The 23,454-nt window shown below is 73.3% G+C and carries 19 protein-coding genes; 7 read left to right on the top strand and 12 right to left on the bottom strand.

Annotated elements, in window-relative coordinates:
- Window positions 1-2: 2 nt before the first annotated feature.
- The 4 genes from ACFCV8_RS25860 to sph form a co-directional block, all read right to left on the bottom strand.
- Complete coding sequence (locus ACFCV8_RS25860) at window positions 3-440, bottom strand: hypothetical protein (protein WP_376687831.1); 438 nt, start codon at window positions 438-440, stop codon at window positions 3-5.
- Between the two features lie 101 nt (window positions 441-541).
- Entirely contained in the window at window positions 542-2,458 is a 1,917-nt protein-coding gene (locus ACFCV8_RS25855; RefSeq protein WP_376687832.1) for a sensor histidine kinase, read from the bottom strand.
- Between the two features lie 52 nt (window positions 2,459-2,510).
- Window positions 2,511-3,230: a response regulator transcription factor gene (locus ACFCV8_RS25850; protein ID WP_376687830.1), complete on the bottom strand. Its 720-nt coding sequence runs from the start codon at window positions 3,228-3,230 to the stop codon at window positions 2,511-2,513.
- A gap of 41 nt (window positions 3,231-3,271) precedes the next feature.
- Window positions 3,272-4,252 (bottom strand): sphingomyelin phosphodiesterase, encoded by a 981-nt coding sequence (gene sph / locus ACFCV8_RS25845; protein ID WP_376687829.1) that lies wholly within the window; start codon window positions 4,250-4,252, stop codon window positions 3,272-3,274.
- Between the two features lie 305 nt (window positions 4,253-4,557).
- On the opposite strand from sph, the gene ACFCV8_RS25840 reads away from it, so the two are divergent.
- The 4 genes from ACFCV8_RS25840 (at window position 4,558) to ACFCV8_RS25825 (ending at window position 8,783) form a co-directional block, all read left to right on the top strand.
- Window positions 4,558-6,690 carry a tetratricopeptide repeat protein gene (locus tag ACFCV8_RS25840; RefSeq protein WP_376687828.1) on the top strand — a complete coding sequence of 711 codons (2,133 nt, stop codon included), beginning with the start codon at window positions 4,558-4,560 and terminating at the stop codon, window positions 6,688-6,690.
- 271 nt (window positions 6,691-6,961) lie between these two features.
- The gene (locus ACFCV8_RS25835; RefSeq protein WP_376687827.1) at window positions 6,962-7,669 is read left to right on the top strand and encodes a hypothetical protein; all 708 of its coding nucleotides are present in this window, start codon (window positions 6,962-6,964) and stop codon (window positions 7,667-7,669) included.
- The gene (locus ACFCV8_RS25830) at window positions 7,656-8,264 is read left to right on the top strand and encodes a Fic family protein (protein ID WP_376687826.1); all 609 of its coding nucleotides are present in this window, start codon (window positions 7,656-7,658) and stop codon (window positions 8,262-8,264) included. Before ACFCV8_RS25835 ends, ACFCV8_RS25830 begins: the two co-directional genes overlap by 14 nt.
- Before the next feature lie 78 nt (window positions 8,265-8,342).
- Window positions 8,343-8,783 (top strand): RidA family protein, encoded by a 441-nt coding sequence (locus ACFCV8_RS25825; protein WP_376687825.1) that lies wholly within the window; start codon window positions 8,343-8,345, stop codon window positions 8,781-8,783.
- A gap of 272 nt (window positions 8,784-9,055) precedes the next feature.
- Here the strand turns inward: ACFCV8_RS25825 and ACFCV8_RS25820 are convergent, their stop codons facing one another.
- Window positions 9,056-10,489, bottom strand: coding sequence for a hypothetical protein (locus ACFCV8_RS25820; RefSeq protein WP_376687824.1), 1,434 nt, complete (start codon window positions 10,487-10,489; stop codon window positions 9,056-9,058).
- Window positions 10,490-10,999: 510 nt separating this feature from the next.
- Window positions 11,000-11,812: an SAM-dependent methyltransferase gene (locus ACFCV8_RS25815; RefSeq protein ID WP_376687823.1), complete on the bottom strand. Its 813-nt coding sequence runs from the start codon at window positions 11,810-11,812 to the stop codon at window positions 11,000-11,002.
- A 238-nt stretch (window positions 11,813-12,050) separates the two neighbouring features.
- On the opposite strand from ACFCV8_RS25815, the gene ACFCV8_RS25810 reads away from it, so the two are divergent.
- Together ACFCV8_RS25810 and ACFCV8_RS25805 are read left to right on the top strand one after the other, a co-directional pair.
- Window positions 12,051-13,364, top strand: coding sequence for a cytochrome P450 (locus ACFCV8_RS25810; protein ID WP_376687822.1), 1,314 nt, complete (start codon window positions 12,051-12,053; stop codon window positions 13,362-13,364).
- On the top strand, window positions 13,361-14,605 hold the full coding sequence (locus tag ACFCV8_RS25805) for a cytochrome P450 (protein ID WP_376687821.1): 1,245 nt from the start codon (window positions 13,361-13,363) through the stop codon (window positions 14,603-14,605). The genes ACFCV8_RS25810 and ACFCV8_RS25805 overlap by 4 nt, the downstream gene beginning before the upstream one ends.
- An 8-nt stretch (window positions 14,606-14,613) precedes the next feature.
- Here ACFCV8_RS25805 and ACFCV8_RS25800 read toward each other — a convergent pair whose 3' ends face one another.
- From ACFCV8_RS25800 to xylB, 5 genes are all read right to left on the bottom strand, one after another.
- Window positions 14,614-15,144: a DUF4232 domain-containing protein gene (locus tag ACFCV8_RS25800; protein WP_376687820.1), complete on the bottom strand. Its 531-nt coding sequence runs from the start codon at window positions 15,142-15,144 to the stop codon at window positions 14,614-14,616.
- Between the two features lie 192 nt (window positions 15,145-15,336).
- Window positions 15,337-16,704 (bottom strand): cytochrome P450, encoded by a 1,368-nt coding sequence (locus ACFCV8_RS25795; RefSeq protein WP_376687819.1) that lies wholly within the window; start codon window positions 16,702-16,704, stop codon window positions 15,337-15,339.
- A gap of 234 nt (window positions 16,705-16,938) precedes the next feature.
- On the bottom strand, window positions 16,939-17,799 hold the full coding sequence (locus tag ACFCV8_RS25790) for a hypothetical protein (RefSeq protein WP_376687818.1): 861 nt from the start codon (window positions 17,797-17,799) through the stop codon (window positions 16,939-16,941).
- The gene (locus tag ACFCV8_RS25785; RefSeq protein ID WP_376687817.1) at window positions 17,799-19,073 is read right to left on the bottom strand and encodes a VWA domain-containing protein; all 1,275 of its coding nucleotides are present in this window, start codon (window positions 19,071-19,073) and stop codon (window positions 17,799-17,801) included. The genes ACFCV8_RS25790 and ACFCV8_RS25785 overlap by 1 nt, the downstream gene beginning before the upstream one ends.
- Before the next feature lie 63 nt (window positions 19,074-19,136).
- Window positions 19,137-20,618 carry a xylulokinase gene (gene xylB / locus ACFCV8_RS25780; protein ID WP_376687816.1) on the bottom strand — a complete coding sequence of 494 codons (1,482 nt, stop codon included), beginning with the start codon at window positions 20,616-20,618 and terminating at the stop codon, window positions 19,137-19,139.
- 204 nt (window positions 20,619-20,822) lie between these two features.
- Between xylB and xylA the strand changes: the two genes are divergently transcribed.
- On the top strand, window positions 20,823-21,992 hold the full coding sequence (gene xylA, locus ACFCV8_RS25775) for a xylose isomerase (protein ID WP_376687815.1): 1,170 nt from the start codon (window positions 20,823-20,825) through the stop codon (window positions 21,990-21,992).
- 48 nt (window positions 21,993-22,040) lie between these two features.
- On the opposite strand, the gene ACFCV8_RS25770 is transcribed toward xylA, so the two are convergent.
- Complete coding sequence (locus ACFCV8_RS25770) at window positions 22,041-23,285, bottom strand: ROK family protein (protein ID WP_376687814.1); 1,245 nt, start codon at window positions 23,283-23,285, stop codon at window positions 22,041-22,043.
- Window positions 23,286-23,454: the final 169 nt, after the last annotated feature.

Genomic DNA, 23,454 nt, shown 5'->3' with positions numbered 1-23,454 from the left:
GGTCAGCCGTTGCTGCGGGCCGCCGAGCGGCGGCGCAGGACGAAGGTGCCCGCACCGGCGAGCAGCAGCGCGCCGGCGGCCGATCCGGCGAGGGCGGCCGTGTTGTCGCCGGAGGCCGCGACCGGGCGCTCACCGGCGTCGACGCCGCCGCGCGGAGCGGCGCCCTCCTCGGTCCCGGCCGAGGGCCTGGCCGGGACCGGGGTCGGGTTCTCGCCCGCGGCGACCCCGCCACGGGGGACCACCGCCGGACGTGAGGCCTCCTTGCCGGTGGATCCGGCGGACGCCCCGGCCCGGTCGGACGCCGCGGCGGCGGCGGACCGCTTCACCGAGGGAGCGGACGGCTCGGGCGCGGTGTCGGCGAAGGCCGCGGCGGAGGGGATGAGCACCGCGCCCGCCGCGACGGCGGCGAGGACAGTGGTGCGCAGGAGACGGTGAGGCATTGGATGACTCCATTCCAGGTCGGCCTCGGTGCTGCCCGGTATCCGTTCGGTACCGGGCGCGAGGCATGCCGACAGGCTGGCGTGAAGTTATGAGGAAGCTGTCAGATCCTTGTGGCCGTCGCATCAGGCCCGGCCGGGGCCCGACGGCCGTCCCCGTCGGTACCGCCCGCACCGGCTTCGGCGTCGGCGGGCCGGGCGGCGGGCAGCCGGAGCGTGAAGACCGAGCCCTTTCCCTCGGTACTGGTCACGCCCACCGAACCGCCGTGCCCCTCCACGAGCTTGCGCACGATCGCCAGCCCCAGCCCGCTGCCCCCGGTACGGCGGCTGCGCGACTTCTCCGCACGCCAGAAGCGGTCGAAGACGTACGGCAGATGCTCGGCCGGAATCCCGCCGCCGGTGTCCGCGACCTCGATCACGACCTCCCGGACTTCCCCGTCCGGCACCGCCGCGGCGTGGGCGCGGAGCGTCACCCGCCCGCCCGGCGGGGTGTGACGCACCGCGTTGGAGACCAGGTTGCCGATCGCCTGGCGCAGCCGCACCGGGTCCGCCCACAGCGCGGCGGGCGCGTCGGCCTCGGCCACGAGTGCGACCCCCGCCGTCTCGGCCCGCCCCTGGTGCGCCGCGGCGACCTGCGCCAGCACCTCGTCGACCCGTACCGGCTCGGGGTGCAGCCGCAGCGCACCCGCGTCCGCCGCGGCGAGGTCCTGGAGGTCGTCGATGATGTGCTGCAACTGCACGGCCTCCGTGTGCAGCGAGGCGATGAAAGCCGGGTCCGGCTCGGCCAGACCGTCCTGCGCGGCCTCCAGCCAGCCCCGGATGTTGCTCAGCGGGGTCCGCAGCTCATGGGCCACATCACTGACCATGACCTTGCGCTGCGCCTCCAGGCGCGCCCGGTGGTCGGCCATGTCGTTGAACGCGGCGGCGAGCCGGCCGATCTCGTTGTCGGCGCTGACCAGCACGGGCGCGGAGTCCGCCCCGTCCCGCATCCGCTGCGCCGCCCCGGTCAGGGCGCGCAGCGGCCGTACCAGCCGGGACCCGGCGAGCACGGTGGCCCCGACGGTGAGCGCCAGGACGAGCGCGGCCGCGCCCGCGATCTTCGCGGTGTTCTCGGGGGAGAGGTCGAAACCCGGCACGGTCGTGCTGTCCTGCGTGCCGATGAACAGCAGCGCGGGCGAGGCGACATAGGAGCTGAGCTGCTCCCGTCGCGCCGTGTCCACGCAGGAGGCGGTGGCCCGGTCGTCCTCCCCGGTGCGGACGGCCGGTACGGGGGTGGGGATCTCCCGGGCCATCACGCCCGCGGCGGCCCTCGACCGGGTGCCGTCGTCCCAGGACAGGTCCGGGTTGAGCCGGATGCCGGAGCGGTTCTGGCGCTTCAGGCAGGCGTTGGCGAGCCCGTCGAGCGCGTCCAGCGCCTTGCGCTCGGTCGGCGTCGGGGCATCCAGCCGGTCGGATACGCACCGCTCGTCCTGCACCCGGTCCGGGTCGGTGCCGACCAGTTGCACCCGTGGACGCCCGCTCGGGCCGTGCACCACGTCCGCCGCGATCCCGATCCGGCTCAGGCAGGCCGCGTACCGTTCGGCGGTGTGCCGCAGGGCGGTGCGTTCGGCGGCGGGCAGGCGGAACGGGCCGACCGCCCGCGGATCGACCCGCTCGGAGGTGGATCCGGTTCCCTCGACCGTCCGGGACAGCGCGGTGTCCACGGCCAGCGGATCCACGATCGCCGACGCCTGCGGCGGCAGCGCGGGCGGCGCGGACCGGGCGGCGGAATCGGCGAGCGGCGCCCGCTGCTGGGTGGTGAGCGCGATCCGCCGCCCGGACTGCCGGGCCAGTTCGCGTACCGTGCCGTCGACGCCGTCCCAGGTGGGGTGGGCCGCCGCGTAACCGAGCAGGGTGTTGTAGATCCGGGCGTCCGCCGTCAGGTTCTGGCCCTGCTCCTGCTTGATGGCGCCGGAGGTGGTCTGCACGGCGATCCAGGCGGTGGCCGCCACCGAACACGCGGCCACCAGCGCGGACACCATCAGCAGCCGCCCGAACAGACTTCTGCGCAACGGCAGCCGGGACCGGCGCGGTTCACGACGCACGCGGGGCGCTCCCGGCCGGGTCCGTCAGCTTGTAGCCGACGCCGAAGACGGTCAGCAGCCGGACCGGGCGGCGCGGCGCGGGCTCGATCTTCTTGCGCAGGTTCATGACGTGCACGTCGACCGTGCGGAAACTGACGTACCGGTCGAAGCCGTGCAGTTCCTCCAGGAGCCGCTGCCGGGTGAAGACCCGGTCGGGTTCGGTCGCCATGGCGACGAGAATCCGGAACTCGCCCGGCGTACAGTCCACGGCCCGGCCCTCGACCCGGACCTCGTGCCGCTCCGGATCGACGAGCAGCGCACCGACCCGCAGCGCCGGGTCGGCGACGGGGCCCGGCCCGCTCCGACGACTGCGCCGCAGCAGGGTCCGCACCCGGGCCATCAGCTCGCGGGGACTGTACGGCTTGGTCATGTAGTCGTCCGCGCCGAGGTCCAGCCCCAGCAGCAGATCGTCCTCGGTGCTGCGGGCCGTCAGCATCAGCACCGGCAGCTCGCGCTGCTCGGCCCGCAGCACCCGGACCACGTCCAGGCCGTCGGCCCGCGGCATCATCACGTCGAGCACCAGCAGATCGGGCTCGCGGTGCCGGACCTCGGCGAGGGCGGTGAGCCCGTCGCCGACGACCGTGACCGCATGACCTTCGTGTTCGAGATAGCGGCGGACGAGCTCGGCCTGCTTCTCGTCGTCCTCGGCGACTATGACATGTGCGCACACCCGGACGATCGTAGAGGACCGCGCCCGGCCCGCCGTCGGGGCTACCTCGCCGAGGCCACCAGCGGATAGTGGTCGGAGAGGTTGGTGTACGTGTAGTTCTTGCCCCAGCTGCTCACGGTCCAGGGCGCGCTCTCCTCCTTGACCACGTCGTTCGTCCAGCCGGCCGGACGCACGTGCCCGGCGCGGTGCAGAACGAAGTCGAGGTCCTCGCGCGGGTCGTCCGGGTAGCGGTCGGCGGCGATCGAGTTGTCCCGGGTGTCGAAGGAGTACGGGTGCCCGGTGCGGGCGTCGGCGGCCACCAGTCCGGCGTTTCCGAGCATCGACGCGTACTCCGAGGAGCGCGAGTCGACGTTGAAGTCCCCCGCCACTACGACCTGTTCGGAGGCCGGTATGTTCTTGGCGTCGAGGAAGGCGTCGATCTGCCGGAACTGGAGGGCGCGCTTGGCGGCCGCCTCGCCCGCCCCGCAACCGGAGTCGGTCGACTGGGTGTGCGTCCCCACGACGTGCACCCGTGCGCCGTTCACGTCCAACTCGACGTAGGCGAACCCCTTGTTCGACCAACTGTCGCTGCCACAGGCGTCCTTGTAGATGAACTGCTCCTTGCGGACGACCGGCCACCGGCTCAGCACCGTCACCCCGCCGTCCTCCGGGGTGAGCGCCGAGTACGCCCCGCCCGTCGCGTCCCAGCCGCTCCTGCTCCGGCCCACCACCGGGGTCTGGTACGGGTACCGGTCCGAGGCGGCACGCAGCAGCGCGTCCGAGGAGGAGTTGTCGAACGCCTCCTGGAGCACGACGACGTCGTTGCCCTGGAAGAACGGCGTCTTCGGGATCTGGGCCGCGCGGTGGTCCTGACCCCAGTTCGGGTACAGGTTCTTGCTCATCAGGAACGTGTTGTACGTGAGCACACGCAGCGACGGGGTGTCCGCCGCAGCGGCCTGCGGAGCGTGGGCGGCCAGGGTCGCCGCGGCGAGCGCTCCGGTCAGAACGGCACCAAAGATGCGGCGGATCGCGGGGTTCGGCACGGGTTCTCCTGTTGTGGAAGCGAGGGGCGGGCGGTGGTGCCGCCCATCCAAGCAAAGGGAGTTACCCATGGGTAGACATTAGATGCCGCAGGTCTGGCCGCCGCCGGAACGAACGGGCGCGCGGCGGACGGCCCGCCGGTCCCCGCGGCCCGAAGCGGCGGCCGTTCCCGGCCGGACCGGGGAGCGGCGTCACGAAGTCCGGGGGAATTCGGCTTGCCGGACGCTAACGTGTCACCCGCACGGTGACAGCGACGGTGCCGGGGAAGGGCGACCGCGCCAAACACCGGGAACGAGGAGTGCGCGACATGCTGGACCCCACGTCGGTGGCGGCGATCTCGGCAGTGCTCGGTGCGGTTGCCACGGGGACGGCCAACGAGGCCGGGAAGTGGGTCTGGGAGTCGACCGGCGGTGTCGTACGCAGAATCGTCGGCCGGGAGGTGCCGGCCCCCGCGGCGCGGGACGAGCGGGACGAAGTGGCCCGCATGATGCACGACCGCATGCGTACGGACCCGCAACTCGCCGCACAATGGCGTTCGTTCACCTCGAGGGTGGGAACCGGGACGGGACCGGTCCGTCCCGTGCGGTCGAACCTCCCCGCCTCCGTCAGATTCTTCACCGACCGCAAGGAGGCGCTGCGCGGGCTTCACCGGGAGGCGACCCGGCGCGCGGACGGACGGCCCAGGGTCGCGTTGGTGCACGGCCCGGAGGGCATGGGCTCCAGCGCCCTCGCCGCGCACTACGGGGCCCGGTTCGCCCGGCAGTTCCCGGACGGCCGGATCTACGCCGACCTCGGCGGCGGGCCGAGCGGCGCCCGCGACCCGGGAACCGCGCTGCGGGTGCTGCTGCGCCGGCTGGGAGTGCCGGACGAGGAGATGCCGCCCGCCACCGAGCAGCTCGGCGAGTTCTTCCAGCGCCGCGTGGCGGAACTCAGGCTCCTGGTCGTACTCGACCACGCCCAGTCGGCCTCGCAGGTGCGGCCGTTCCTCACGTCGGCGCCCGATGTGTTCACGATCGTGGTGGCCCGCGGTCCCTTCCCCAACCTCGACGCCGTGCGCGTGCGCGTCGATCCGCTCACCGACAAGGACGCGGTGCGTCTGCTGACCGAGATCACCGACAAGTCCACCGTCGCCGCCGCCCGTGCCGTGCTGCCCTCGCTGCTCGCCCGCTGCGGCGGCTCGCCGTACGCCCTGCGGGCCGAGGCCCATCAGCTCTCCGGCGCCACGCTCCCGCCGCGCGGAGCCGGGTCGGACGGCGCTCCGGTACGCGGGGCCGCGGAGGACAACTACCGGCTGCTGACGCCGGAGGCCGCCCGGCTGTACCGGCTGATGGCGCTGCGCCCCTGGCCCGCCTTCGACGCCGCCGCGGCCGCCCGCACCACCGGCCTGGAAGAAGAGCGGGCGGCGGAACTCCTGGCGGAGCTCACCGACCGGATGCTCCTGGAGCAGGCCACCGGCCACGGCCGCTACCACCACCGACCCGCGGTCCGCGCCCACGCCGAGGGGGCCGCGATCCGCGAGGACGGCATCGCGGGCTGCTCGGCGGCGCTCGCCCGTACCCTGAGCGGCTACGCCGGCCTGGCGGAGTCCGCCGCCCACCGGGCACTCCCGCAGAGCTGGCGCGTTCCCGCCCCCGCCGGGCCCGGGCCGGGGCGGCAGTACGAGAACGAGGGCGCCGCGCTCGGCGCGCTCCTCGCGGAGATCGGCAACCTGACCGAGGCGGTGCGCTGCGCCGAGGAGTCCGGTGACCCGGACACCGCCGTGCGCCTGTGCCGCGCGCTGTGGCCGCTCCAGCTCAAGGCGGGCCACCACGAGGTGCTGCTGCCGTCGCTCCGGACCGGGGCGCGGCTGGCCGGCACCCGTCTTCCCGCCGGTCCCGACGCCGGGGCGGTCCACGCGCAACTCGCCCACTCGCTCACCGAGACAGGGCGCTGGGAGGAGGCCGAGACGGCGGCGCGGGAGGCGGCGAGCGCCGAGCGGGCGGCGGGCCACAAACGGGGTCATGCCTCGGCCGTCGAGTTCCTGGGACTGCTGAGGATGCGCCAGTGGCGCTACCAGGAGGCGTACGACTGCTTCGAGGAGGCCGGAGGCGTCCTGGCCACCATGGGCGCGGGGGACGAGGGAACGGCCGACGTGCCGCGCGCCGAGGCCCTGCTGGAACGCCATCGCGGCCGGGCGTTGCGCGGGCTGGGGCGGCGCGAGGAGGCCCGGGAGCGGCTGGCGGCGGCCCTGTCGTACTTCCAGCCCGACGTGGGGCCGGCCGTCGACCCGTACAACGCGGCCCGCACACGTACGGATCTCGCCGAGACCTGGTTGGACGAGGACAACACCGAGGCCGCGCTCCCGCTGATCGAGGCGGCGATCACCGCACTCGACGGCCACCGGGCGGAGTATCACCTGGCGCATCTGCACCGCATGCGGGAGCGCTGCCCGGCGCGGTAGGGGTCTGACCGGGCTGAGGGCGAAAGGGGCAACGAGATGGTCTTCAAGCCTTGAGCGCCTTGGCCCTCGGCCACGGCCGGTGACGATGGGAGCGGGCCATGGGTTCTGCACGGATGTCCGCACGGGGTGGGGCAGGAAACCACTCGCGATGGCAGGGGCTTCGAGCCGATACTGGTAGGTCGATCACATCGAACAGGAAGAGTGGCCGGCCCTGACGTACAACCGCGACACCCTGCCCTTCCCCGACAACCGCGTGCCTCGCCTCACCAAAATGGACATTCTGAACTGGGATGACGTCGACCCGGCTCGTCACCCGTTCGCCTGGGACGAGGCCGAAGACGCTCGTCTCCGCTCGCTGGTCCGCGAGTGGGTGCCGCCCGTGCTCTCCGGCAGGGTCGGCTGGTGGCAGGGCGAACGTTGGTGCGAGAGCCAGGTGGACGCAGTCCTTCGGGAGCGATACGGCACCTGGTCCTGGGGGTGGAGCTGGTGCTGTTTCCACGGCGGGCCCATCGGCAGCTGGGTCAGCTGGCCGCCGAGCTCGGTGACGACCCCCGACGAGACCGCAGAACGTGTCGTGGCCGCGCTGCTGGAGTGGCGGGAGTGGCTGGAGCGGACCGCCCAGCGCTTCGCCGAGCTGGCGCCGCCGCCGGAAGCCTCACCCGAGGATCGCAGCTGGCACCTGGACCGGGCCTGCGTCCGGCTCGTGACCCACGCGCTGGACTCGGGCGCGGACAACGCCTGGATCGGCCAGACCTCCATCGTCCTGCGCTGGTTCCTCACCAGCACCGGCATGGACGGGGCCGCGGCCGAGCTGGCGGTGGAGCGCGCGATCGGTGGCCGGTTCAGGAGCTGGGTCCAACCGGAGCGGACGCTGATCGAATCCGTCGGCGAGGACCTCGCAGTCGGCCTCACCGGCTGCGCCCCGTACCAGGACCACCGTGAGAGGGCGGCGCTGGAGGATCTCCATGACCGTTACTGACAGCCTCTCAGTCTGGCTGCGCGTGCGCCGCGAGGTCGACTGGCACCATGCACCGGCCCTGCGACGGGTTCCACCCGGCTGCGATGGGTTCCGGTCCTGGTGCGAGGGACCGGTCCGTCTGCGCGACCCGATTCGCGCCGAACGTCTGCTCGCCGCACACGCCTTGTCCCTGGAAGACGCCGCACGCCGTGCCCCGCTGGACTTCGCCCTGCTGGCCGGCTGGCAGCGCGAAGTCCTTGCCGCGACAGAGGCACCGTTCCGCATGAGCGACGCCTACGCGAAAGGCGGCCGCGAGCGCTACGGCCTGACCCGGCGGACCCAAGCCGATTTCCGTTCCTGCCTGCACGAGACGAACGACTCGGACATCCCGCTGGCGGCCCGCGCGGCCCGCGCCTACCTCGATGTGGCGTTCTTCCACCCCTTCACCGATGGCAATGCCCGCGCCGCGCTGCTGACCTTGGTCCATGTTCTGGCCCGGGAGAGCATCGTCCTTCCTGAGGTCGGTCCCCTCCAGACCACCCGCTACGCGGATGACCCGGCCGGTGCCGCCGACCTCGCCGCTCTCATCGGGGTGCTCAACCGCCGCCGACAATGAAGCGTTCGGGCGGGTCTGCACCGGCGGGCAGTCGGTGCCGGCAGGGAGCGGAATTCCGGCCGTGGCATGATCGGCGCCATGGAGCACTTCGTACGCCCCAACGGTTCACCGCCCGTCAACGGCTACAGCCACGCGGTCGCCTTCACCGGAACGATGGTCGCCGTCTCGGGGCAGGTCCCGGTGGACGCCGACGGCAATCTGGTGGGCAAAGGGGACGCCGAGGCCCAGGTTCGGCAGGTCTACGCGAATCTGACCACCGCACTGGAGGCAGCGGGCTCCGGCCTGGACCATGTAGTCAAACTGACGGTCTACCTGACCGATCTGGACGATCTGGGTGCGTTCCGTAGAGTGCGAGACGAGTACCAGGACGCGGAAAACCCGCCCGCCTGCTCCCTGGTGAGGGTCGCCGGCCTGGTTCACCCGGACTTCCGGGTCGAGATCGACGCATTGGCCGTGGCGCCGAGCGCTGGACACCGGTCGGCTCCCGGCGGAACCCCGGAGACGTCGCGAGCCCACTGATGACGTGCCCCGGTGCCGGTGCATCGGCGTTTCACAGGTGATCGCTCGGGGACGGGCCTGCGCGACACGGCGGAGCGGCCCGTCATCACCAACGGAGCGAAGACGGAGCAGCATCCCCGCCCGGCGACCGTGACGCGGATGCTGCGCGAGCACGACGAACACGGCGCAGCGATCTCGGCACCGCAGCAGGCCCGTCAATCCTTCAAGATCGCCCTTCTGCCCCTCTGTCCCGTACCTCGGTCAGGCCCCCCGGTAGGCCCGGTGGCCGGATCTCAGCCGCCCGGCGGCACCAGGGGCGTGACCCGCACGCGCCGGACCCGGTCTCCCGTCCGTACGACGAGCCCGTCGGCCACCACCCGCGCCAGCCGGGCCCGGCCGGCGACCGGGCCGGCGCCGTCGGCGGTGAGCCAGGCGTACAGGGCGGAGGCGTACGCGGCGGGGTCCGCGTCGGCCTCGCCCTCCTCCGTGGCCAGCCGTACCGGCTCCTCGCCGCGCACCCGCGCCACGCACGCGGACGGGCCCGTGACGTAGGCCGCCAGGGAGCAGCCCCGGTAGCGGCGGAGCACCTCGGACGTCCAGAGCGACGGGGAGCCGAAGCGGGGATCGTCGGGCGTCCCGTGGCGGAAGACGATGTCGGCCAGGTCCAGCCGGTCCACGTCACGGGTGTCCTCGTGCACCGCGAGATGCAGTTCCGGTCCGTCCGCCGCACCAAGATCCGGCCCGGTGCCGGTCCACCGGCTGACGGCCACCTCTCCCGGCCCGAGCACCCGCGAAAGAACCCGCAGGGGAACGGTGACCGTTCCCGTCTCGTGGCCGGGCAGGGGGAGCGGCGTCAGCGAAGCGGGCCGGCCGGGCTCCGGAGCGCGCATCATCGAGTAGAAGAGCCTCCGCAGCCGTGCCGCGGACTCGCCCGGCACGGAGCTGGTGAACTCGGCGGGTCCGGACAACGGCCGGTGCCGACGGAGGAGTTCCGTGAGCTGCGGGGCGAGCGGAGCACCGGGATCGAGCTTCGGCGCCTCCCGCATGAACGAGGAGATCGGGGCGTCCGGATCGAGGGCCGCCAGCGGCGCGGCGCCCAGCAGGACGGGGGTGCCGAGGGCGGCCGCGTAGTAGGTGACCGATCCGTGGTCCCCGATCACGGCGTCGGCGGCCAGCAGGGCCTGCCGCCAGCCGTGCAGCGGATCGATCAGGGTCAGCCCGCCGCGCCGTGCCCGGTCCAGCCAGGCACGGATCTGCCCCGGACCGTGCCCGTGCCAGATATTGGGATGCAGTACGGCCGCGAAGCGGAACTCGTCCACGGGGAACTCGTCGGCGACCCGGCCCAGCAGCGCCGCGATCAGGTCGTCGCCGTCGTCCCCGAAGAGAGAGGCGCCGCTCCACGTCGAGTTGAGCAGAACGAGCCGCTGCCCCGGCCGGACGCCGAGCGCGCGGCGGAAGCGCGCGCGGTGCGGGCGGGCTGCGAGAATCCGGTCGTAGCAGGGGTCACCGGCGAGAACGGCGGTCGGCGCGGCCTCGGGACAGGCGGCGCGCAACCGTTCGAGCTGCTCGGGATGGGACAGCACGAGCGCATCCGCGAGCGGATCGCCCCGGTCCGAGAGCAGCCACGACGGAGCGAGCCCGAAGACCGGCGCGGGTTCCGGCCCCGGCCCCGACCCGTGTCCGGTGTCCGGTGTCCGGTGTCCGGTGTCCGGTGTCCGGTGTTGCAAGCCTCTTAGTGTAGCCAACACCGTGCGAGAGGATGATCAACTTCCCGGAAAACGCGTCGAGCCGGCCGCCGAAACTGGCGGAGATCACCAGATCCGCGTCCGTCTCGGCCGCCTGATCCCACGGAAGTACCGGCACCCCGAGGTCGGCCAGCAGCTCGGCGGTCCCGGCCGCGAACGCGGAGGATCCCGTGCAGGTCGCCAGGAGCTGGACGCGCAGATCGTCGTCGAACAGGGGCAGTACGTCGAGCAGGCGCGTCGCGGAGGTCACGTTGTGCACGACGACGAGGACCCGCAGGCACTTCTTCCGGGTCGTCCACCGTGCCGCGTCGTCCCCCACCGGAACCCGAACCCACCCGGTCCGACCGCGCTCCATCCCCAACACCCCTCGTCCTTCGTGCGCCCGGCCCGTTCCGGGGAACCTCGTCGGCCGTCCGGTCGGCCGTGACAGTCAATCAGCACCCCGGCCGGGCGGGCCACCGAGGGGGAGGCGGCGGCCCGCCCGGCCGCGTGTCACGGCTTGCGGGCGAGCCCGCCGTGTTCGCCGACGGGCCGGGGAGCCGGGGCGGTGGGATCGGGGCGCCAGAACGGGACCGACACGACGCCGGGGGCCAGGAGTTCGAGGCCGTCGAAGAACGCCGCGATCCGGTCGACGGGGCGCAGGAAGTAGGGAATGGCGCCGGTCTCGTTGTAGGCGTCCTGGGCCCGCTCGTAGTCGGCGTCCACGCCGCGCGAGCCGTCGTTGACGGCGAGGTAGCTGCCGGAGGGCAGGCGGTCCATCAGATGGGTGACGATGGTGCGTGCCTGGTCGTGGTCGGCGATGTGGCCGAGGATGTTGCTGAGGATCAGGGCGGTGGGGCGGGTCGGGTCCAGCGTCCTGGCGGCGAGCGACAGGATGCGGTCCGGGTCGGTGAGGTCGGCGTCGACGTAGTCCGTCGAACCCTCGGGGGCCGAGGTGAGCAGGGCACGGGCGTGCGCGAGGACCAGCGGGTCGTGGTCGGCGTAGACGATCCTGGATTCCGGGGCGAGGCGCTGGGCGACCTCATGGGTGTTGTCCACGGTCGGCAGGCCGGTCCCGATGTCCAGGAACTGCCGGATTCCGGCCTCGGTGACCAGATGTGTGATCGTCCGGCCCAGGAAGGCCCGGCTGCTGCGGGCCACGGTGGTGATGCCCGGGAAGACGGCGCTGTACGCGTCCCCGGCCTGCTCGTCGACCGGGTAGTTGTCCTTGCCTCCCAGCCAGTAGTTCCAGATCCGGGCCGAGTGCGGCACCGATGTGTCGATCGTCAGCCTCGCCGGGCCCGGCACCGCTGTGTGGTCGGTCATGGGTACAGTCCGTCTCTCAACCGAGGTGGGAACGCTTCGCCGCACAACCTACGCCCCGATGGCACATATGAGCGGCGCCGGTCCTCAACTCCCGTTACGAACCCCTTCGGCCGAATAAGTAAGAGCAATGATCGGAAACAGTGCATGAAGAGTCACCGAACGTCCTTATAGTGAAGCCGCGTTGATCGGCCGACCACCGCAGACCGAGCGAAGCCTTCGTTGCAGGAGATTCCGTACGATGACGACGCCCGCATCCGCGGTGCCCGATCGCCCCACCGACGTCCCGCCGCCCGCCGAGGGACGCTGCCCGATGGGCGGCGGCCTGCCCCGCGTGCCGCTGAGCGGGCCCGGATTCCACACCGAACCCCATGCCGTCTACCGCGCCATGCGCAGCCGGCACGGCCCCGTCGTACCCGTGGAGCTGCCCGGCGGAGTCCCCGCCTGGCTGGTCATCGGCTACCGGGAACTCCACCAGGTCACCAGCGACGGCGAGCTGTTCCCCAGGGACGTCGGGCTGTGGAACCAGTGGGGGAGCATTCCCGATGACTGGCCGCTGTTACCGATGGTCGGCCGGCCGATGCCGTCCATCTACTTCACCGCCGGTGCAGAGCACCGACGCCACGCCGCGATGGTCGGACAGGCCCTGGAGGAGGTCGAGCACTTCGAGCTCCGCAGGGACTGCGAGGAGTTGGCGGACCGGCTGGTCGACGACTTCTGCTACCGCGGCACCGCCGACCTGATCGCCGACTTCGCCGTACCGCTGCCGGTGCTCGTCCTCGCCCGGCTCCTCGGGTTCCCCGACGAGGACGGCCCGCTGATCGCCGAGGTGCTCAGGGACCTCGCCGACGGCGGCCCCGGCGCCCAGCGGGCCCACCTCCTCTTCGGCGAGCACATGCAGCGGCTGCTGGCGGCCCGGCGCGCGGCGCCCGGCACCGACGTGACCTCCCGCATGCTCGCGTACGCCGGGGAGTTCACCGACGAGGAGTACGTGCTCGACCTCATGGCCATCACGGCCGCGGGGCACCTCACCACGGCCGACTGGATCGGCAACTCGCTCAGGCTGATGCTGACCGACGACCAGTTCGCGGTCGCGCTCACCGGCGGCCGGCACAGCGTCGCCGAGGCCATGAACGAAGTGCTCTGGGAGGAAGGCCCGACCCAGATCCTCGCCGGGCGCTGGGCCGCCCGCGACACCCGGCTCGCCGACCGGAACATCCGCGCCGGGGACATGCTGCTGCTGGGACTCGGCGCGGCCAACGCCGACCCGCACATCCGCCAGCACCTCTCCACGGGCCAGGGACCGTCCGTCCACAGCGGCAACAGCGCGCACCTGGCCTTCAGCCACGGCGAGTACCGCTGCCCCTTCCCCGCGCAGGAGATCGCCGAGATCATCGCCCGCACCGGCATCGAAGTGCTGCTGGACCGGCTGCCCGACCTGGAGCTCTCGGTCCCCGTGCCGGAACTGGTCCGGCGCCAGTCCGCCTTTCTGCGCGGGATGACCGCGCTGCCCGTGGGCTTCGCCCCCGTACGCCCGACAGGAGACTTGCCGTGAACTGCCCGCACGCCACCGCCACCGGGACCGTCGTCGTCGACCCCCTCGTCCAGGACCTCGACGGCGAGACGGCCCGGCTGCGGGACGCGGGTCCGCTCGCCAGGATCGAACTCCTCGGCGTGCCGGCCCTCGCCGTCACCCGGCACGCCCTCGCCCGCCAACTGCTCGTCGACCCCCGCCTGGTGAAGGACCTCGACGCCTGGGGGCTCTGGCAGCGCGGCGAGGTCACCCACGCCTGGCCCCTGATCGGCATGATCGACGCCGGACGGTCCATGTTCACCGTGGACGGGGCCGAGCACCGGCGGCTGCGCGCCAAGACCTCCCAGGCGCTCACCCCGCGCCGGCTGGAGGAGATCCGCCCGGCCATCGAGAGGTTCACCGGGGAACTCCTCGACGCGCTCGCCGAACAGGCCGCGCTGAGCGAGGACGGTGCGGTCGACCTCAAGTCCGTGTTCGCCCAGCCGCTGCCGATGCGGGTCGTCGGCATGCTGATGGGCGTCGACGAGGCCGAACACCCCATGCTGCTGCGCCGCTACAAGGCCTTCTTCTCGATGCTCACCCCGCAGGAGGAGCGGCTCGCCCTCCTCGCCGAACTGGACGTCTTCTACACCGCACTCGTACGGGAGCGGACCGCGCGCCCCACCGACGACCTCACCAGCGCGCTGATCCTCGCCGAGGACGGTGGCGAACCGCTCACCGAGGAAGAGGTCGTGGGCAACCTCAAGGCGATGGTGGCCGCCGGGCACGAAACCACCATCGGACTGATCCTCAACGCGGTACGCGCCCTGCTCACCCACCCCGAACAGCTGCGCCGGGTCCTCGACGGCGAGATCCCGTGGGAGAACGTCATCGAGGAGACCCTGCGCTGGGACACGCCCACCACGCACCTGCTGATGCGGTTCGCCACCGAGGACATCCGGGTCGGCGACGCCACGATCCCCAAGGGCGAGGGCGTGGTCATCTCCTACCGGGCGATCGGCCGCGACATCGAGCAGCACGGCGCGGACGCCGACTCCTTCGACACCGGCCGCCCGGCCCCGATCCGGCACATGACCTTCGGCCACGGCCCCCACATCTGCCCCGGCGCCGCGCTCTCCCGCGTCGAGGCGCGGATCGCCCTGCCCGCGCTGTTCCGCCGCTTCCCCGGGCTGCGCGCCGCGATGCCGGACGAGAACGTGACGAAGCTGCCCGTCATGACGCAGAACGACATGGCCGCCTTCCCGGTCCTGCTGAACGGCTGAGCCCCGGGTCAGTCCAGCGCGTCGGCCAGCGCGCTGTCCGCCGCGGCGCTCGACGCCTGCCACAGCGTGGTGACCGGCTCCCACACATGGACGCCCCCGGGCATGCCCACGGCCGCCCCGCCGAAGGTCACCCCGTAGTGGGAGGGGTCCGCCGCGACGGACAGACTGCCGACGACACGGCCCTCGGTGGCCGCCGGGTCCGCCGTGCGCACGGCGGCGTAGGCCCGCCCGCCGGCGGACAGCGTGTACGGGCCGCTCCCGGACGGTGGCACGGGCACCGCGGAGCCGTCCAGCCCGCGGAAGGTGATCGTGGGGATGCGGTCCACCACACAGGACCGGGCGCCGTCGTTGGTGACGCTGATCCTGGCGACGTCGCGCTGCCCGCCGGGCGCGGCACGCACGTCGAGGTTCTTCTCCTGGCAGGTCGCGGGGGCGGCAGCGGCGGGCGCGACCCCGGCCGTGGACGCCCCCGCGGTGCCGGTCAGGGCCAGGGCGGCCGCGGCGCAGAGCGCGGGGGTGAGGGCGGAGCGGAGGCGCATGGTCGTTCTCCCCTTCGATCGGCGTGCATCGACGTGCGTCGACGGCCTGCGGAGGCGGCCGGGCGGCCGGTGTGGCCGACATGGACAGTGTGAACCGTACGACCCGATCTCCGCGACAGAACGGGCATATCGCTGTTCCGTTCCCGGTCCCGGCCGCCCCACGACCCCGGCGGGGCGGTCGCCGGACGCGTCCTACCGCCTGCGGACCGTCGCCATGACGTCCCGGTCCGGCTGCAGGGTCAGCGACGGCACCGGGTTGACGACACCCGGGTCCACCACCAGCTCGAAGCGGCGCGCCAGCACGGCCAGCACCAGTACCGCCTCGACCATCGCGAACCGGGTGCCCAGACAGACCCGCGGGCCGCCGCCGAACGGGAACCAGGCGTACTCCGGGATGTCGTCGCCGGTCGCGGGATCCCAGCGCTCGGGGCGGAACTCCTCCGGCTCGGGGAACCACCGTGCGTCACGGTGCGTCACCCACTGGCTGCTCCACACCCGCGTGCCCTCCGGCATCGCGACGCCGCCGATCCGCGCCCCCTCCTTCGCGACCCCCGTGACCAGCCAGATCGTCGGGTACAGGCGCAGTGTCTCCTTGACCACGGACTGTGTGTACGTCAGCCGCGCGTAGTCCTCGAATCCGGGCTCCCGGTCCCCGAGCACCCGGTCCAGCTCCTCGGCGAGCGCGGCACGCACCCGGGGCTCTCGGGAGAGCAGGTACCAGGCCCACACCAGGGTGGAGCTGGTCGTCTCGTGCCCGCCGATGTACAGCGTGACCGTCTCGTCACGGATCTCCCGGTCGGTGAGGCGCGCCCCCGTCTCGTCGACCGCGGTCAGCAGCCGGCTCAGCAGGTCGGGGCGCTCGTCCCCGCCGTCGCGGTGGCGGGCGACGACCCGGGCCACCTCGGCGTCGATGACCGCGGCAGCCTTCCTGATCCTGGCCCGGCCGGGGGTGGGCACCCAGTCCGGCAGGATGGCCCCGAGCCCGGCGAACTCCTTGCCGATCTCCTGCTGCGCCACGTCCATCGCCCGGCCCATGGCCTCGGCGTCGGCCGCCGTGTCGACGCCGAAGATGGTGCGCACCGCGATCCGCTGGGTCAGCGCCGCCATCTCCCGCTTGACGTCGACCCGGTCGCCGTCCGACCAGCTGTCCGCCAGCTCCACCGTGCTGCCGGCCATCGTCGACGCGTACGAGCGCACCTGCTTGGGCCGTACCGAGGGCTGCACCAGGGAGCGCTTGCGCCGCCAGTCCGCGCCGCGGGCGACCACCACACCGTTGCCCATCACGGTGCGGAAGGCGATGCCCAGCGCGGGCTGGTCGAAGGAGCGTTCCGTCTCGGTGAGCAGCTCGCCCACGCACTCCGGATCGGCTATGAAAACACAGGGGTTGGGGCCGAAACGCCAGCTCACCATCGACCCGTACGAGCGCAGCCGCCCGAAGAAGGCGAGCGGGTCCTTCCCGAACTGCGGCAGGCTGCCGAGGAACGGCAGCCCCTTCGGGCCCGGCACGATCCGGTGGCTGCGCGGCCGGGCATCGACGGCCGGGCCGGTCTCCGTGGACATGGAGGTCTCTCCGCTCCCTCGTGGCGCATCCGAACCGGTGCGCGGCGACTGGATTCAGCCGTACCGCCGGCCGGGCGGGTGTGCCATCGGCCTTGTGCGGTACGTGAGTTGACGAGCCTAGTCGCGTGCCGCCCGCCTGGGGACGGGGCGGGCGACAGGTGGCGGAGAATGTGCGGTCCACGGCCGCCGTACGGCCCGGGAGCCGGGTCGTACGGCGGCCATGGACCTGATGGGTCAGGCGTGCGGCGGGACGTGGGACGGGCGTCCGCGCCCCCGCGTGAGGGAGTAGCCGAAGGCGCCGGCGAGCGCCCCGAGGATTCCCCCGCCGACCGTCCACAGCCAGCGGTCGGTCCACCATCCCGAGGACCAGCCGTCCTCGGGCTCACTGCCGAGCGAGACCGTGCGCGTGGAACCGTCCCCGTCGGTGCCGCTGTCGTCCGTCGAACCGTCCGTGGTCCCGGAGACGGCGGACACGCCGGGCACCAGCGGCTTCGACAGAGTGCCGTCCACATCGGCGGAGCCGCCCTTGTCGACCGAGGTGACCTCGACCTCGGCGCGCACCGGCAGACCGAGGTCCGCCGACGGCAGGTCCACGACCGTCAGCCGGACGTAGTAGCTGCCCGGCAGCGGGTCGTCGGCCCACGGTTCGGACCAGGCGCGCACGGTGCGCAGCACGCACTTCAGCTCGACCGTCCGGGCGTCCGCCGCGGCCTTGCCGGTCTGCCGTCCGTACATGCAGGCCTGACGGCGCCGCAGCCCGTCGTACACGTCCACCTGCCAGGTCGACGCGCCGTGCCGGGCGGCGTTCTCCGGCAGGGTGATCGTCGCGTCGACGGTGGCGCGTTCGCCCGCGTCGGCCGGGAACACCCAGTACAGGTAGTCGCCCGTGGACGCCTCGGCGCTGGCGCGCTGGCCCTGCTGGAGAGCCGTCGCGGTACGGAAGGCGGTCCCGGCCTCGGTGGGTCCGGAGCCGTCGGCGGAGGCGCCGGGGCTCGGGCTCGCCGACGGGTCGTCGGCCAGCGCCGCGCCCGCGGGGGTGAGCAGGGCGAGCCCGGTGAGCAGGGCGCCCGCGATCAGGCGGGTCGTCTTACGCATCAGTTGGTCCTCCAGACTGCGATGCGCCAGCGCGAGATCCAGCCGAAGACCAGACCGGCGAGCAGCCCGGTCAGTACGAGCACGCCCAGCAGCCACCAGCCGCGGCCGAGGCCGAACGCGGCGACGTCGGCGGCGTCGTCCGGACCGTCCACCACGTCGATGGTCAGCTCGACCGGCAGGCCGGGCTGGGTCTTCACCGAGGCGGGGGCGGAGAAGGAGCTGCCGACCTGCAGGCACACGGTCTCGGCGGCCGGTTTGTCGCTGTCGGTGCCCTCCAGTTCGGCCTTCGGGTAGCGCAGGCCGGAGGAGATCGCGTCGGTGCGGCCGGTACCGGACTCCGAGCCCCGTACGATCTCGCGGCCGTGCACGGTCAACGCTCTCATCAGGACGCCGTAGTCGTTGTTCACGGCGCGGTCGGCGAAGACGCTGACCGAGGCGCGCAGCTCCTGACCGGGCAGTACATCCACCCGGTACCAGCGGTGCTGACCGAAGGTCTCGCGGTCGGTGTAGAGGCCGGGCTTGAGCTGCGGCGCGTCGGCGCAGCTGTTCGCGCCCTCGGTCGCCACCGGGGTGACGACGGGTTCGGCCGCACGGTCGACCAACTGCTTGACGCGGCCGGAGAGTTCGTCGGTGTGCTGGACCGCGGTGTAGGTGCCGCCGGTGGCCTCGGCGATGCAGGTCAGCTGCTCGCGGATCTTGGTGTTGGGCACCAGGCCCAGGGTGTCGATGACCAGGTGGATGCCGCGGGCGGCGATGTCACGGGCCACCTCGCACGGGTCGAGCGGCCCGCAGGTGTCCTCGCCGTCGGTGATCAGGACGATCCGCCGGGTGGCGTCCCCGCCCTTGAGGTCGTCGGCGGCACCCAGCAGGGCCGGGCCGATCGGGGTCCAGCCGGTGGGTGCCAGGGTGGCGACGGCGGTCTTGGCCTCGGTGCGGTCCAGCGGGCCGACCGGGTAGAGCTGCCGGGTGTCCTTGCAGCCGACCTTGCGGTCGTCGCCCGGATAGTTGGCGCCGAGCGTGCGGATGCCGAGCTCCACCTGCTCCGGCACCGCGTCCAGGACCTCGTTGAACGCCTGCTTGGCGGCGGTCATCCGGGACTGGCCGTCGATGTCACGGGTCCGCATCGAGCCGCTGACGTCGAGCACCAGCTCGACCTTGGGGGAAGCTTTGGCGGGGGCTTCGTCGGCGGCCGCGGGGAGCGCCGAACCGAGCCCGGCGGTCAGGGTGGCGAGCAGAATGCCCAACCCGACCGTCAGCCGTTTTCTTATGATCATCGCCGGATCCTATTGAAGATGGCTTCGCATCCCCAAACCGGTGCGGGCCCGGCCGTGGAACCGTCAGGAACCGCCCAGCAAAGGGACGAAGGCCCGGTCCAGCACCGAGCAGATCCGCTCCCAGGTTTCCGAGTCCCTTGGCAGGGGCGGCAGTTGGGGACCGTCTCCGGTGCCCCAGCCGGTGGCGGTCGCGACCGGATCGCTTCCGTCGGCCGCGGCGGCGGCCAGCGCGGCGGCACCCAGCGCCACCGGCTCGTCGCTGCCGGGCAGGACCACCGGCCGCCCGGAGAGCCGCCGCACCGTCTCCACCCAGACCCGCCCCCGTGCCCCGCCGCCGATCAGCCGGAGCGGGCGGGCGGCCACCGAGGGGTCCGCCGGGTCGAGCCCGCAGGCCCGGGCCAGCTCGTCCTGGGCGCGCAGTACGGTGACGACGGCACCCTCGTAGGCGGCGCCGAGCAGCTGCTGCGGCGTGGTGTCGTGGCGGAGCCCGGTGAGCAGCCCGGAGGCGGCGGGCAGATCGGGGGTGCGTTCACCGTCCAGGTACGGGAGGAGGACCGCCTCGCCGCCGGGGGCCGCGTCGTCGCGGTCCAGGCCGAGCAGGGTGGCGATCCGGTCCACGGCGAGCGTGCAGTTCAGCGTGCAGGCCAGCGGGAGGTAGGTGCCGTCCGTGGCGGCGAAGCCGGAGAGGGCCGGCGAGGCGGGCCGGGTCCGGGAGGCGGCGAAGACGGTGCCCGAGGTGCCCAGGCTGAGCACGGGGTGGTCCAGCAGCCCGGCCGCGCCCAGCCCGAGGCCGACGGCCGCGCCCATGTTGTCCCCGGTGCCCGCGGCCACGGCGATCCCGGCGGGCAGGCCCAGCGCCCCGGCCGCTTCGGCGGTCAGCGCCCCGGCACGGGCCGCGCCGGTCCCCGCCACCGGGGGCAGCAGTGCGGCGTCCAGGCCGAGCAGCTCCAGGATCACCGGGTCGTAGCCGCCGCTCGCCGTGGAGTACCAGCCGGTGCCCGAGGCGTCGCCGGGGTCGGTGGCGGCGGTGCCCGCGAGCCGCTCGGTCAGGAAGTCGTGGGGCAGGCGCACCGCGGCGGCCGCCGAGGCGGTGTCCGGTTCGTACTCTCGCAGCCAGCGCCATTTGGACGCGGTGACGGCGGCCACCGGCACCGAGCCGGTCCGCGCGGTCCAGGCGGCCGGGCCGCCGAGTTCCGCGGTGAGCGCGGCGGCCTGCGGCGCGGAACGGGTGTCGTTCCAGAGCATCGCGGGGCGCAGCGGGCGGCCCGCGGAGTCGAGCACGACCAGCCCGTGCTGCTGCCCGGCGACCGCGATGCCCGTAACCGCCCGGGCGTGCACGCCGGACTGTGCCAGCCCGGCGCGGACGGCGGTGCGCAATGCCTCCCACCACTGCTCGGGATCGCTCTCCCGGGCCCCGGCCGCGCCGGTGACGGTGTGCGGTGCCCGGCCGACGGCGAGCGTCCGGCCGTTGTCGGCGTCGACGAGGACCGCCTTGGTGGACTGGGTGGAACTGTCCACGCCGATGACGACGGTACGCGGCGGCATGGGCCCTCTTTCCGGAGCGGTGCGGGGACACGACATTCGGCCGTGCGCGGAACAAATTACGGGAGCGGGGGAGCGGTGAACAGTCCGGGGGCCTCGGGGGTTACATGGTGGAGGCGGCCCGTGCATCATTAGTCATGGCACTGAACAAATGAGCCGGATGCCTCGAAGGCTCCCGGGCCCGACCGCAGCGAAGGCGGCCAGACGATGACCGAACGCTTCACGCCCACCCCCGACGACAGGTTCACCTTCGGGCTCTGGACGGTGGGCTGGCAGGGGCGCGACCCGTTCGGCGACGCGACCCGCCCGCCGCTCGACCCGGTCGAATCCGTCACGCGGCTCGCCGAGCTGGGCGCGTACGGGGTGACCTTCCACGACGACGACCTGATCCCGCCCGGTGCGACGCGGACCGAGCGCGAGGGGATCGTGAAGAGGTTCCGGCAGGCCCTGGACGCGGCCGGGCTGGTCGTGCCCATGGCCACCACCAATCTCTTCACCCATCCGGTGTTCAAGGACGGCGCGTTCACCGCCAACGACCGCGACGTACGCCGGTACGCGCTCCGCAAGACCCTGCGCAACATCGACCTCGCCGTCGAGCTCGGTGCCACCACCTATGTCGCCTGGGGCGGCCGCGAGGGCGCCGAGTCCGGCGCCGCCAAGGACGTACGGGCCGCCCTCGACCGGATGAAGGAGGCCTTCGACCTGCTCGGCGCGTACGTCACCGAGCAGGGGTACGACCTGAGGTTCGCCATTGAACCCAAGCCGAACGAGCCGCGCGGCGACATCCTGCTGCCGACCATCGGCCACGCCCTCGCCTTCATCGAACGGCTGGAGCGCCCCGAGCTGTTCGGCGTCAACCCGGAGACCGGGCACGAGCAGATGGCCGGGCTGAACTTCCCGCACGGCATCGCGCAGGCCCTGTGGGCGGGCAAGCTCTTCCACATCGACCTGAACGGCCAGACCGGCATCAAGTACGACCAGGACCTGCGGTTCGGTGCGGGCGATCTGCGCCAGGCGTTCTGGCTCGTCGACCTGCTGGAGACGGCCGACTACGAGGGCCCGCGCCACTTCGACTTCAAGCCGCCGCGCACCGAGGACATCGACGGTGTCTGGGCGTCGGCCGCGGGCTGCATGCGCAACTACCTGATCCTCAAGGAGCGGGCCGCCGCGTTCCGTGCCGACCCCGCCGTCCGCGAGGCGCTGCGTGCCTCCCGGCTCGACGATCTGGCCCGCCCCACCGCCGAGGACGGGCTGCACGGGCTGCTGGCCGACCGCTCCGCCCTCGAGGAGTTCGACGCGGACGCGGCGGCGGAGCGGGGCATGGCGTTCGAGGTCCTGGACCAGCTGGCGATGGACCACCTGCTCGGCGTCGCCTGAACCGCGCCCGGGGCCCGTCGGTCCGTCGCCCATCCGTCTGGCGGCCCGTCAGTCCGGCCGGTCGGCCGCGTACGCCACCGGGTCGGCCAGCACCTTTGTCAGCACCAGGGCGGCGGCGCCCCGTGCCGCGTCCCCCGCGACGGACGACGGGCGCAGCCGCCCGCTCCCCGGCGACCAGAGCCCCGACACCACGCGGTCGGTCAGCTCCTGGTCGGCGGGCGGCCCCAGCCACGGCATCAGGTTCCGGTAGATGCCGCCGAGCACCACCGCGTCCGGGTCCAGCAGATTCACCGCCCCCGACAGCACCCGGCCCAGCATCCGGCCAGCCTCCGCGAGGGCGGCCAGCGCCGGTCCGTCCCCGGCGCGGGCCCGACGCTCCAGCTCGGCCACCCCGGCCCCGCCGCCGCCGTCCTCGATGCCGGCGGCCCGCAGGAGCGCCGTCTGGCCCGCGTACCGCTCCAGGCAGCCACGCGAGCCGCACCGGCACCGAGGGCCCTCGGGGTCCACCACCACGTGCCCGATCTCCCCGGCGAATCCGTGCGCCCCGCGCCACAGCTCACCGTCCACGACCAGGGCGCCGCCGACGCCGATCTCCCCGGTCAGATGGAGGAAACTGCCCACCGGCCCGAGCCCGCCGAACCACAGCTCGGCCAGCGCCGCCAGATTGGCCTCGTTCTCCGCCCGTACCCGCAGCGCCGGACGGCCGGGGTGTGCGGCGGCCAGCGCGGCCGTGAACAGCTCGTCGGCGGGCACCCCGTTCCACCCCAGATTGGGTGCCTGGCGCACCGTGCCCCCGGACACCAGGCCGGGCAGCGCGAGCGTCGCCGCCACCGGGAACAGTTCCTGCTCGCGCGCCGATTCCAGGGTCCGCGCCGTGATGGCGGCCGCCCGCGCCAGGACCTCCCCGGGCGGCGCGCCCCGGTTGTCGAGGTGTTCGGTGTGCCGCACCCGCCCGGTGCCCGCCAGATCGACGACGCACACCGACACGTAATCGATGTTGACCTCCACGCCGAGCCCGGCGGGCCCGGTGCGGGCCACCTTGAGCACGGTGCCGGGGCGGCCCGCCTGACCGCTGAAGGTCTTGCCGGACTCGGTGAGGAAACCGGTCCGGAGCAACTGCTCGACCAGCGAGGACACCGCGGCCCGGGTCAGCCCGACCCGGGCGGCGACCGCGGCCCGGGTCGCCCCGCCGCCGGACTCGTCGTGGACGGCGCGCAGGACCAGGCTGAGATTGCTCCGGCGCACGGTGTCCTTGTCGGCCTTGGGCCCCAGCGGTGTGACGTTCCTCTTCATCTCGGGGCCGAGCCTATGCGATCGCCGGCAGGGACGGCCCGGTGTGCCGAAGCCCCCCCCCCCCCCGGGCGGCGGGGGGGGGGGCCGCCCGGGCCCCCGGGGGGGGCGGGGGGCCGGGCCCCGAGGTTGGGCCCCCCCCCCGGCCCCCCCCCCCCCCCCCCGGGCGGGG

It is taken from the genome of Streptomyces sp. NPDC056347, from assembly GCF_042262625.1.
In the GTDB taxonomy this organism is placed as follows: domain Bacteria; phylum Actinomycetota; class Actinomycetes; order Streptomycetales; family Streptomycetaceae; genus Streptomyces.
Note: the sequence above shows the minus strand (reverse complement) of the source record. Positions and strands in the feature narration are given on the sequence as shown.